Annotated in this window: 7 protein-coding genes; all 7 read left to right on the top strand. The window is 68.2% G+C overall.

What is annotated here, in order from left to right; translation table 11 throughout:
• The first annotated feature begins 2 nt into the window (after positions 1-2).
• The 7 genes from pilG (at position 3) to AC13GF_RS12165 (ending at position 11,980) form a co-directional block, all read left to right on the top strand.
• A complete protein-coding gene (gene pilG / locus AC13GF_RS12195) occupies positions 3-404 on the top strand; it encodes a twitching motility response regulator PilG (protein WP_005418455.1) in 402 nt (133 codons plus the stop codon).
• Positions 405-422: 18 nt separating this feature from the next.
• Positions 423-785 carry a response regulator gene (locus AC13GF_RS12190; RefSeq protein WP_005410717.1) on the top strand — a complete coding sequence of 121 codons (363 nt, stop codon included), beginning with the start codon at positions 423-425 and terminating at the stop codon, positions 783-785.
• On the top strand, positions 785-1,315 hold the full coding sequence (locus AC13GF_RS12185; protein WP_005410716.1) for a chemotaxis protein CheW: 531 nt from the start codon (positions 785-787) through the stop codon (positions 1,313-1,315). Before AC13GF_RS12190 ends, AC13GF_RS12185 begins: the two co-directional genes overlap by 1 nt.
• 41 nt (positions 1,316-1,356) lie before the next feature.
• A complete protein-coding gene (locus AC13GF_RS12180) occupies positions 1,357-3,393 on the top strand; it encodes a methyl-accepting chemotaxis protein (RefSeq protein WP_483004776.1) in 2,037 nt (678 codons plus the stop codon).
• 100 nt (positions 3,394-3,493) lie between these two features.
• Positions 3,494-10,192: an Hpt domain-containing protein gene (locus AC13GF_RS12175; protein WP_483004775.1), complete on the top strand. Its 6,699-nt coding sequence runs from the start codon at positions 3,494-3,496 to the stop codon at positions 10,190-10,192.
• Positions 10,179-11,519, top strand: a complete 1,341-nt coding sequence (locus AC13GF_RS12170) for a chemotaxis protein CheB (RefSeq protein WP_483004774.1) — start codon at positions 10,179-10,181, stop codon at positions 11,517-11,519. Before AC13GF_RS12175 ends, AC13GF_RS12170 begins: the two co-directional genes overlap by 14 nt.
• The gene (locus tag AC13GF_RS12165) at positions 11,516-11,980 is read left to right on the top strand and encodes a chemotaxis protein CheW (RefSeq protein WP_005410712.1); all 465 of its coding nucleotides are present in this window, start codon (positions 11,516-11,518) and stop codon (positions 11,978-11,980) included. Before AC13GF_RS12170 ends, AC13GF_RS12165 begins: the two co-directional genes overlap by 4 nt.
• Positions 11,981-12,081 lie beyond the last annotated feature (101 nt).

Below are 12,081 nucleotides of genomic sequence, written 5' to 3'. Positions count from 1 at the left end.
CAATGACTGAAAACACGACTGCGGGCGGGGAACTCGCAGGACTCCGGGTGATGGTCATCGATGATTCGAAGACCATCCGCAGGACTGCGGAAACGCTGCTCAAGCGCGAAGGCTGCGAGGTGGTCACCGCCACCGACGGCTTCGAAGCGCTTGCGAAGATCGCAGACCAGCAACCGCAGATCATCTTCGTCGACATCATGATGCCGCGCCTGGACGGGTACCAGACCTGTGCGCTGATCAAGGGCAACCAGCTGTTCAAGGCGACCCCGGTCATCATGCTCTCGTCCAAGGATGGCCTGTTCGACAAGGCGCGGGGACGCATCGTCGGCTCGGAGCAGTACCTGACGAAGCCTTTCACGCGTGAAGAACTGCTGGGTGCCATCCGCACATACGTCAACGCCTGACCAGGGGGGAAAGGCACAATGGCTCGTATCGTTCTGATCGAGGATTCACCGACCGACCGCGCGGTGTTCACCCAGTGGCTGCGCCGTGCCGGCCACGAGGTGCTGGAAGCGGACAACGCCGAGGATGGACTGCAGCTGGTCCGCGACCAGGTACCGCAGCTGGTGCTGATGGACGTGGTCCTGCCCGGCATGAGCGGCTTCCAGGCCACCCGCGCGATGGCCCGTGATGCGGCGATCAAGCACATCCCGGTGATCATCGTCAGCACCAAGGCGATGGAAACCGACAAGGCATGGGGCCTGCGCCAGGGCGCGGCCGATTACATCGTCAAGCCGCCGCGTGAGGATGAACTGATCGCGCGGATCAACGAACTGGTGGCCTGATGCGCTCGCCCTTCGACATTCTCGAAGCCTACGAACGGCGCAGCCTGGCCCATGCGGTGCAGCTGCCCGAGCGGCAGTTCGCCCAGGACCTCTGGCGTGGCGTGGGTTACCGCGTCGGCCAGCGCCGGCTGGTGTCCGATTTCCGCGAAGTGGTGGAAATCGTGCCGATGCCGCCGGTGACCCCGGTGCCGTGCGCGCAGCCGTGGCTGCTGGGCGTGGGCAACCTGCGCGGCAACCTGTTCCCGGTGGTCGACCTGAAGTACTTCCTGGAAGGCACGCGTACCGTGCAGCAGGAAGGCCAGCGCGTGCTGATCATGCGCCAGGCCGGCGGCGACGTCGCCCTGACCATCGATGAACTGTTCGGCCAGCGCAGCTTCGAACTGGACCAGCAGATCGCGGCCGGCACGCTGGCCGAAGGGCGTTACGGCCACTTCGTCGATCGCGCTTTCCACGCCGACGGCCACGACTGGGGCGTGTTCTCCCTCTCGCTGCTGTCGCGTACCCCTGAATTCCGGCAAGCCGCGGCCTGAGGCCGGGCATCGCCCCCTGCATTGAAGATCGAGGTTGAACGATGAGTACTGCTTCGGACGCCACCAAGACCGGCAAGCTGCGGCTGGGCGGCAGCAACCTCTGGCTGTTCCTGCTGCTGGCATCGATGATCCTGTTCGGCGTCAACACCGGCGTCGCCACCTGGCAGGGCAGTCGCCTGGCCGATGCCGGTTCCAAGGCGGCCGACCTGCAGGTGCTGTCACAGCAGCTGGCCAACCAGGGCCGTGACGCGGTGGGCGGCAACGCGCAGGCGTTCACCGCTTTCAAGGCGACCCGCAACGCGATCGAACAGAACGTGTCGACCCTGCAGGGGCGCTACGGCAAGGAGCCGGGCGTGTCCGGTGCGATCGCCACCTTGGCCGAGACCTGGGCGCCGCTGGGCAAGCAGGCCGGGCAGCTGGTCGCCAGTGAACCGGCGGTGCTGGCCCTGGCCGGCAACGCCAACAACTTCACCGGCGCCGTACCGGGCCTGCAGGCCCAGCTGAACGAGCTGGTGCGTGCGATGTCCGCCTCCGGCGCGCCGTCGTCGCAGGTGTACAGCGCCCTGCAGCAGGTGGTGGTGGCCGGCTCCATGGCCCGTCGCGTGACCGAAATGCGTGCCGGTGGCAGCGGCGCTGCCACCTCGGGCGATGCACTGGCCCGCGACATCACCGTGTTCTCGCAGGTGCTCGACGGCCTGCGCAACGGCAACGAGGAACTGGGTATCACTGCTGTGCGCGGTGCTGCCGCCGTGGCCGCGCTGGAGCAGTCGCAGCAGAAGTGGGAAGCGATGAAGCAGGACGCCGACGCGATCCTGGCCAGCTCGCGCCAGCTGTTCGCCGCGCAGTCGGCGGCCACCGCACTGGGCCAGGGTTCGGCGCACATGCTGGACGACAGCCGCAAGCTGTTCGAGGCGTTCTCCTCGTTCGGCTCGGTGTCCGATACCCGCCTGTTCCCGAACTTCTGGATCGGCGTGGTGTCCGGTGCGCTGTCGCTGATCGCGATCATCGGCTTCGTCTCCACCAACGTGCGCAGCCGCTCGCGCGAGCAGGAACTGCGCTACCAGACCCAGGTGGAATTCAACAGCCGCAACCAGCAGGCGATCATGCGGCTGCTGGACGAAATCTCCTCGCTGGGTGAGGGCGACCTGACGGTGAAGGCCTCGGTGACCGAGGACATGACCGGCGCCATCGCAGACGCAATCAATTACGCGGTCGACGAGCTGCGCCACCTGGTGACCACCATCAACGACACCTCGGCCAAGGTCGCGCTGTCCACCCAGGAAACCCAGGCCACCGCCATGCAGCTGGCAGAGGCGGCGGGCCACCAGGCCAACCAGATCACCTCGGCGTCGGACCGCATCGGCGAAATCGCGGCGAGCATCGAACAGGTGTCGCGCAACTCGGCGGAGTCGGCCGACGTGGCACAGCGTTCGGTGGTGATCGCCGCCGAAGGTGCCGGCGTGGTGCGCGAGACCATCCAGGGCATGGACCAGATCCGTGACCAGATCCAGGAAACCTCCAAGCGCATCAAGCGCCTGGGTGAGTCGTCGCAGGAAATCGGCTCGATCGTGGAACTGATCAACGACATTTCCGAACAGACCAACATCCTGGCGTTGAACGCAGCGGTCCAGGCGGCTTCGGCCGGTGAAGCGGGTCGCGGTTTCGCGGTCGTGGCCGACGAAGTGCAACGCCTGGCAGAACGTACCTCCGGCGCGACCCGACGCATCGAGAACCTGGTGCAGGCGATTCAGGCCGATACCAACGAGGCGGTCACGTCGATGGAGCAGACCACCGCCGAAGTGGTGTCCGGTGCACGCCTGGCCGAAGACGCCGGCACCGCGCTGACCGAAATCGAGCGCGTGTCCAATGCACTGAACACCCTCATCAAGAACATCTCCATCGCCGCCCAGCAGCAGTCGGCTGCGGCCTCGGACATCACCCGCACCATGGGCGTGATCCGGCAGATCACCGGCCAGACCTCGCAGGGTGCCGGGCAGACCGCCGAATCGATCGGCCACCTCGCGCAGCTGGCGGCCGACCTGCGTCGTTCGGTCGCCGACTTCAAGCTGCCGGCGTGACGCGGGCAGGGCGGCGAGCAAGGAACCAGTCGATGAAGCATTTCCATTCCCCACGCCAGAACTCGCGCGGCTTCCGCGCGGCGGCGAACGGAGCGCGTCCATGAGCAGTCTGCGCGATGCGATGAGCCACGCAGCGCTGGGCTGGGTCAAGCCCGAGCTGGACGAGACCCTGCGCCAGGTACGCAACGAGGTCGAGTACTACGCGGAAGACCCGACCGATGCCAGCCGCATGCGCATCTGCGCCGGCTACCTGCACCAGGTGCAGGGCACCCTGCGCATGGTCGAGCTGTACGCCCCGGCGATGGTGGCCGAGGAGCTTGAACAGCTGGCCAATGCCATCGGCGCCGGTGGCGTGGCCGATCGGGATGAAGCCTGCGCGACCCTGATGCGTGGCAGCGTGCTGCTGCCCGATTACCTGGAGCGCCTGCAGAACGGTCACCGCGACATCCCGATCGTGCTGATGCCGCTGCTCAACGAGATCCGTGCCGCGCGTGGCGAAGAGGGCGTGCATGACAGCGTGCTGCTGGCATTCGCACCGGACAGCGTCACCGCCACCGAGGCCGAGCTGGACCATGCCCGCGGCAGCCTGAGCGGGCGCAACCGCGAGTTGCTCGATACCGTGGGCAGTGCGGTGAAGGAAGAACTGCTGCGCATCAAGGATGCGCTGGACCTGCACCTGCGTACCGGCGGCGCGCCGGAGCAGCTGCAGACCCAGGCCAACGAGCTCGGTGCGGTGGCCGATACGCTGGGCATGATGGGCCTGGGCGTTGCCCGCGGCGTGGTCGTGCAGCAGCGTGATGCACTGCGAGGCGTGGTCGAAGGCCGCCAGCAGATCGACGAGAACCTGCTGCTGGATATCGCCGGGGCACTGCTCTACGTGGATGCCTCGCTGGACGACCAGGTTGCCCATCTGGGCGCCGGCGGCAGTGGCGAGGACGATCCGAGCGCGGTGGAGAACCGCCGCACGGTAGAGGTGCTGGCGCATGAGGCCATCGCCAACTTCGCCGCCGCCCGCGAGCACTTCGTCGCGTTCATTGAAACCAGCTGGAACCATGCCGAGCTGCAGGATGTGCCGCGCCTGCTGGGCGATGTGTCCGGCGCACTGCGCATGCTCGACCTGGGCACCGCCGCCGATTACCTGCGCGGTGTGCAGCAGTACATCGAAGCCGAGCTGATCGGTCGCCAGCGCGTGCCCAGTGGCCGCCAGCTGGACACCCTGGCCGATGCCATGGCCAGCCTGGAGTACTACCTCGAAGCCCTGCGCGACCGCCGCCCGGGCCGCGAGGACATCCTCGACATCACCCGCAGCAGCCTTGAAGCGCTGCGCTATTGGCCGTTGCCGGACCGCAACGCGGTGGAACCTGTTGCCGCCGCGCCGATTCCGTTCGCATCGCTGCTGGTGGACCGCGAGCCGGTCGCGCTGCAGGCCGAGCCGTTGCAGCCGGAGCGCATCGAGATTCCCGTGCAGCCGGCCGCACCCGCCGCCGGCACTGTGCCGGTGCCGCTGCCGGACTTTACCTTTGATCCGCCACCGGCCACGCCTGCACCGGAGGTGGCGGACAACCGCCTGATGTTCGGTGCGCTGGGGAGCGTTGCGTCCGCACCGCTGTCGCTGCATGACGACGCAGATGCACCGCTGGTCTTCGCCGCCTCCAGCGCGCCTGCGCCCGACGTGCCGCAATGGGATCTCGCACCGTTCCATCCGGACTCCGATCCGGCCGCGAGTGCGGAAGACGAGCGTAGCCCGACCTTTGCCAGCTTCGACCCGGTCAGTTTCGAGCGGGCCGAAACCAGAGTGGAACCGGCACCGCAGTGGACGCTGTCGGAGGCAACGCCGCCGGCAGTGGCCGATGTGGCCGTGATGGATATCGAGGACAACGTCGATGCGTCGGTGCCCTTCGACACCGCTGCCTTTGCCGCGCCGGTGTTCGACCCGGTGGCTGCCGAGCACGATGTGGTTGCCGCCGGTGACGACGTGGTGTTCCGTTTCGACGCCGATGCGCTGGACAATGCCGACGACGTGCTGTCGCTGCATGCGATGGAGACGCTGGCGCTGGACGACGACGCCGGATTGCATCCTTCGCTGGAGATCGTCGATGCCGCCACGCCCGTGCTGGTGGACGAAAGCCCTGGGGTTGCCGAAGTGGACGCCGTGCCGGCGGATGCGCCGGAGGACGCGCCCGCGCCGATGGCCGAGGTGCTGACGCCGGCCTCCGATGCACCGCCACCGGCGGTGTCGGTGATCGATATCGACACCATCGCACCCATCGATTTCAGCGAAGCCGACGCGCAGTTCTTTGCCGAGCTGAGCGCCGCGGCGGCCGACTTCAATCCGCAGGCTACGGCGGCTCCGCCCACTGCGGACATCCCGGTCGTGGCAGGGACCGAGGCCGGCTTCGAGGCCGGCTTCGACGACGATGCCGAGAACATCGACGAGGACATCCGCGAGGTGTTCCTGGAAGAGTTCGACGACGAGCTGGCCAACCTTGGCACGCTGCTGCCGGCATGGCGCATGCAGCTGGACAACATGGACCGGCTGCGGCCGATCCGCCGCATCTTCCACACCCTCAAGGGCAGCGGTCGCCTGGTGGGTGCGCGCACCCTGGGCGAGTTCGCCTGGAAGATCGAAGGCATGCTCAACCGCGTGCTCGATGGCAGTCGTCCGGCGACTCCGGCGGTGCTGGCGATGGTCGACAACGCATATGCCGCGCTGCCGCAGCTGAACGCCGCGCTGCGCCATGGCCAGCGTATCAGCGTGGACCTGCAGGCGATGCAGGCCATTGCCGATCGGGTCGGTGCCGGCGAGGAGACCTTCTACGTGCCGTTGCCGGCTGCGGCCGCACCGGCAGCGACACTGGCCGCGTCCGAAGGCGAAGACGAAATCAGCCGCCTGCTGGAAGCCGAGGCCGCTGCGTCGGCGCAGGCCGATGCAACCGCAGTGGCGGAAGACGCCGGTACCCCGGCCAACATCGACAGCGTGCTGCGCGAGATCCTCGAGGCCGAGGTCGAAGTCCACCAGGCGACCCTGCAGGACTGGCTGCGCTCGGCGCAGCAGGCACCACAGCCGGTCAGCGACGCACTGCTGCGTGCGGTGCACACCATGAACGGCGCCTTCGCGATGACCGAAGTGCCGGAGATCACGGCCGTCACCGGCGGTGCCGAGTCCTACATCAAGCGCGCACTGGCCGCTGACGTGGTGCCTGGCGACGAAGGCGTAGCCGCACTGGACGCGACCGCGCAGGCGATCACCGCGACCATGGAGGCGCTGCAGGCCGAACAGCCGCGCATTGTTCCGCAAGGCGCGTTGGTGCAGCGGCTGCAGGCATTGGCCGGCGAGCTGCCGGAAGCGCGCTGGCCGCTGTTCGCGCTGGAAGACGAGGATGAAGAGGGCATCGAGCTGGCGTCTGATGTCGAGCAGGCATCCGAAGCCGAAGCGCCGCTGGCCGGGCTGGACACGCTGGACGAAACCAGCATGTCGTCCGCTTTCGATGCGGCGCCCGATCTCATTGCCGAGCCGCAGCTGCTTGCCGAAGATGCGCTGGAACCGGTTCCAGCTGCAACCGACCCGCAGCCGCTGGACGTCGCAGCCGACAGCGGCCTGGACGTGGGCGAGCTGACCGCCAGCGACGATCTTTCGCGTTACTTCGACGCCGGTTGGCCGTCGGTGCCGGGCGAAGGTGAACCTGCCGTGGCGGACACCGGCGCGATTGAATCGATCCAGCCGGTCGAGAGTGCGCCTGCTGTCGAAGTGGCCGAAGCAGATGCCGTGCCCACGATCGCGACGGTCGACGACGCTGATCTGACCATGGCCGACGACCTGTCGCCGTACCTCGACGCCAGCGCGCTGCCGGTCGATGACCGCGACACAGACGAGCTGCCCGCGTCCGCAAAAATTGACGCGATCGACCTGAATACGCTGCAGCCCTCCGATCTGGATGCGGCCGACGACAACGCCTTCGACGACGCTGCTGCACTGCCACTCGACAGCGAGCTGTCGAGCCTGCAGGATGAAATGGCTGTGCCGGGTTTTGCAGAACCGGTCACGTTGGCAGCCGCGCTCGAGGCCGGCCTGCACGTGATCGAGGAAGAGCAGACCCTGGACGACGACGGGCAGTGGCCCGTGATCGGCCTCCAGGCCAGCGAACTCGCGCCGGGTGAGGCAGATGCCTTTGCCGAGGATGCGGACGTCGGCGGGGAGGCGGCGGTCGGTGAAGGAGAGAGCGCCGATCAGCCGTCCCCGGCGACGGTGATTGAGGAGATCACCGCGGAGGCCCCGCAGGACAGTGCTGCTGCGGTGCGCTTTTTCGAAATGGAAGACGCACCGGGCCAGGGCACGGTCGATGCAGATGCAGATGCAGAGATCGCAGAGGCCGACGTCGCGCCCCGTGCGCCGCACCACGAGCAGGCGTCTGTTGCGGCCGATGCCGAAGACGGCGCCGACGCACTTGACTTCAGCGTGTACGACCGCGAGCTGGTCGATATCTTTGTCGAGGAAGGCAAGGACCTGCTCGACCACTGTGATGGCCTGATCAGCGAACTGCGCGATGCACCGCAGGATCGCGAGGTGCTGGCCGGCCTGCAGCGTGACCTGCACACCCTCAAGGGTGGCGCACGCATGGCCGGCATCAATGCAATCGGCGACCTCGGCCACAGCATCGAATCGTTGCTGGAAGCGGTGGCCGCCGGCCGTACCGAGATCGAGCGCCGCGACGTGCAGCTGCTGGAACGTGGCTTTGACCGCCTGCACCAGCTGCTCACCCGCACCGGCGCGCACCGCGTGGTGGAGCCGGCGCAGGATCTGGTCGAGGCCTTCGAGGTCCGCACCACCACCGATATCGCCGCAGCCGCTGCGGCCGCGCGTGCGGCCAGCGAGGCCGAGACCGTGCCGGCACAGGCTGCGGGCCCGCTGACGACACCGGTCGATGCGCCGCTGTCGGCTCCGCTGCCGGCCGAGGGCGCGGTCGATGAAGACCCGCTGGCGCGTCCGCAGCAGGAGCAGGTGCGCGTGCGCGCCGACCTGCTCGACCGCCTGGTCAACCATGCCGGTGAAGTGGCGATCTACCGCTCGCGGCTTGAACAGCAGCTGGGTGCCTTCCGTGGTGCCATGGGCGAACTGGAGCGCACCAATGCGCGACTGCGCGACCAGCTGCGCCGACTCGACCTGGAAACCGAGGCGCAGATCGTCGCCCGCTACCAGCGCGAGCAGGACCAGGCCGACCAGAAGTTCGATCCGCTGGAACTGGACCGCTTCTCCACCCTGCAGCAGCTCAGCCGTGCGCTGAACGAGTCGGCGGCCGACCTGGGTGGCCTGCAGGGCGTGCTGGACGATCTGTCGCGCCAGTACGATTCGCTGCTGCAGCAGCAGTCGCGCGTCAGCTCCGAGCTGCAGGATGGCCTGATGCGCGCGCGCATGGTGCCGTTCGATGGCCTGGTGCCGCGCCTGCGCCGCGTGGTCCGCCAGTCCGGCATGGATACCGGCAAGCAGGTCCACCTGACCCTGGAAGGTACCCACGGCGAACTGGACCGCAACGTCCTCGACCGCATGGTCGCGCCGCTGGAACACATGCTGCGCAACTCCGTGGCCCATGGCCTGGAAGCGCCGGAACAGCGCCGTGCCGCCGGCAAGCCGGAGGAGGGCGAGATCGCCATCCGCCTGCACCGCGAAGGTTCGGAAATCGTGCTGGAAGTGGCCGATGACGGCGCTGGCCTGGACCGCGAAGCGATCCGCCGACGCGCCATCGACCGTGGCCTGCTGGCCGCCGATGCGCAGCCGAACGAGCAGGAGCTGGACAACCTGATCTTCGCGTCCGGCTTCACCACCGCCGACCAGGTCAGCCAGCTGGCCGGCCGCGGCGTGGGCATGGACGTGGTGCGCAACGAAGTGCGCCAGCTCGGTGGCTCGGTCGACATCCAGTCGGTGCGGGGCCAGGGCGTGCGCTTCACCCTGCGCCTGCCGCAGACGCTGGCCGTCACCCAGGCGGTGTTCGTGCAGATCGGCGAAACCACCTTCGCTGTGCCCGTCGCTTCGGTCAGCGGTATCGGCCGCCTGTCGCGCGAGCGCTTCGAAGCTGCCGACAGCAGCTACCGCTACAGCGGCGAAGACTATCCGCTGTACGACCTCGGCAGCCTGGTCGGGCAGGCCCCGGCGCGTGCCGATGGCCAGGACCAGGTGCCGCTGCTGCTGGTCCGTGCCGGTGATCTGCGTGCCGCCGTGGCGATCGACCAGGTGCTGGGCAACCGCGAAATCGTGGTCAAGCCGGTCGGCCTGCAGATCGCGTCGGTGCCGGGCATCTACGGCGCCACCATCACCGGCGATGGCCGCGTGGTGGTGATCCTGGACGTCGCGCCGCTGGTACGCCGCTTCCTCGCCAACCCGACGCTGCCTGTGCTGGCCAACGCACCGCGCCAGGAGCGCCAGGTGCCGCTGGTGATGGTGGTGGACGACTCGCTGACCATGCGCAAGGTCACTGGCCGCATCCTCGAACGCCACAATTTCGAGGTCAGTGTCGCCCGCGACGGCGTGGAGGCGCTGGAGCGCCTGGAAGAGCGCGTGCCGGACCTGATGCTGCTGGATATCGAGATGCCGCGCATGGATGGCTACGAGCTCGCCACCGCGATGCGTGCCGACCCGCGCTACAAGGACGTGCCGATCGTGATGATCACTTCGCGCAGCGGCGACAAGCACCGCCAGCGCGCCTTCGAGATCGGTGTCCAGCGTTACCTGGGCAAGCCGTACCAGGAACTGGACCTGATGCGTAACGTGTACGACCTGCTGGGGATCGCCCGTGTCCGTGAGTGAAACCCAAACGGCTCCGGCCGTTGCCCTGCTGGCCCGTCCCGGCGCGGCGCGTGAGCGCCTGCGCGAGGCGCTATCGCACGCCGATGTGCAGCTGGTTCTGGAAGATGACCCCAACACGCTGGAGGCGCGGGTCCTGCAGGAGGCGCGCCCGCAGTTCGTGGTGATCGCGCTGGAGGCCGCCATCGAAGATGCATTGGAGCGCCTGGAAGCGGTGTTGTCCGCACCGGGCCTGACCCTGGTCTTCGACGAGGCCGAACTGGCCGCACGTCGTGATGGCTGGGAGGCCCAGCGCTGGGGCCGTCATCTGGCCGCCAAGCTGCATGGTCACCAGCAGGTGTTGCCGCCGGGGGCCGAAGAAGAACCCAGCCTGCAGCTGGAGCCGGGACACCCGGCACCACCGCCGGCGCCGCAGGAAGAAGCGTTGCAGCCGCACCTGGACCAGGCATTGAGCTGGGCCGACGAGGTTCCCGCTGACAGCCTGTACTCGCCGCCCGCGCAGCTGCACGAGCCGATCGCGCTGGAACAGGCGCTGGCGGCGTTGCAGCCGGTCGTGCCCGAGCCGCTGGAGCCGCCCGCACTGCCGTCGCTGGCAGAGACCGCGCCCGCAGCACTGCCCCTGCCGCCGGTCTCCTTCGACCACACCGCCTGGTCGCTGGTCGAGGACGTGGCCGATGCCCCGGCAGCCGTTTCGCACCACGCTGCAGTGGAGGTACCGCTGCCTTCCTTCGATACCGGTCATCTGAGCCTGGTCGATCTGGATGCCGCAGCGCCCGTGGGCGCACGCGCCGGATCGCTGCTGGTGCTGGCCGGCATCGGTGGCCCGGATGCGCTGCGTCGCCTGCTCGGCGCGCTGCCGTCTTCGCTGGGCGTGCCGGTCCTGGTGCACATGCGCCTGGATGGCGGGCGCTACGGCAACCTGGTCAAGCAGATGGCACGCGTGTCGCCGTTGCCGGTGCAGCTGGCTGAAGCCGGCCAGCGTGCAACACCCGGTGAAGTGCACGTGCTGGCCGATGACATCGGCGTGCAGGCAGCCAGTGACGGCCTGCATTTCGTCAGCGACGCGCAGGGCATTTCGATTGCCGCGCTGCCGGCCGACCACACTGCGCTGGTCCTGCTCAGCGGCGCCGATCTTGCGCATGTTGGTCCGGCGCTGGATCTGGCCGCCGCCGGTGCCTGGGTGGCCGGGCAGGTCGGCGAGGGCTGCTATGACCCTGCCGCAGCCACGGCGGTGGTCGCCGCTGGCATGGTGGCGGGTGAGCCACAGGAACTGGCGCAGGCCATCGCCTCGCGCTGGGGCGTGGAAGACGATAACGGAGAGGCACCATGAGCTATGCCAGCAATGACGAAATCCGCGGCGTCCTGATCCAGGCCGGCAACGAGCGCGTGCTGCTGCCCAATGCCACCGTGGCCGAAATGATGTCGCGCGTGCCGGTGCAGCCGGTTTCCGACGCCCCGCGCTGGCTGGTCGGCGAAATCGGCTGGCACGGCTGGCAGGTGCCGCTGGTGTCGTTCGCGCGCCTTTCCGGCCTGGGCGAGGAAGCCGTGGGTGGCCACAACAAGGTCGTCGTGCTGAAGGCCCTCAGCGGCAACGCACAGCGCCCGTACTACGCGCTGCTGACGCAGAACTTCCCGCAGCTGATCTCGGTGCCGCGCGATGGCCTGCTGGCCGATGCCTCCGAGGAAACCCTGCCGCAGATCGTGCACATGCGCGTGCTGCTGGGTGAGCAGAGCGCGCTGCTGCCGAACCTGGATGCACTGGAAGCCGCCCTGGATTCGCTGGCGGCCTGATCGGGAATCGGCCGGTCGGATTCCCGGTAGTGCCGGCCGCTGGCCGGCAACCGCATGATTCAGTGGATGCCGGCCAGCGGCCGGCACTACCACCAATCCGC

Source organism: Stenotrophomonas sp. 22LJNL06-5-1 (genome assembly GCF_056861455.1).
This window is presented reverse-complemented; position numbering and strand designations above follow the sequence as displayed.

What these genes read in the sequence shown, in the direction of transcription:
- pilG (WP_005418455.1), top strand. Translation starts at nt 3, where the DNA reads ATGACTGAAAACACGACTGCGGGCGGGGAACTCGCAGGACTCCGGGTG.
- AC13GF_RS12190 (WP_005410717.1), top strand. Translation starts at nt 423, where the DNA reads ATGGCTCGTATCGTTCTGATCGAGGATTCACCGACCGACCGCGCGGTG.
- AC13GF_RS12185 (WP_005410716.1), top strand. Translation starts at nt 785, where the DNA reads ATGCGCTCGCCCTTCGACATTCTCGAAGCCTACGAACGGCGCAGCCTG.
- AC13GF_RS12180 (WP_483004776.1), top strand. Translation starts at nt 1,357, where the DNA reads ATGAGTACTGCTTCGGACGCCACCAAGACCGGCAAGCTGCGGCTGGGC.
- AC13GF_RS12175 (WP_483004775.1), top strand. Translation starts at nt 3,494, where the DNA reads ATGAGCAGTCTGCGCGATGCGATGAGCCACGCAGCGCTGGGCTGGGTC.
- AC13GF_RS12165 (WP_005410712.1), top strand. Translation starts at nt 11,516, where the DNA reads ATGAGCTATGCCAGCAATGACGAAATCCGCGGCGTCCTGATCCAGGCC.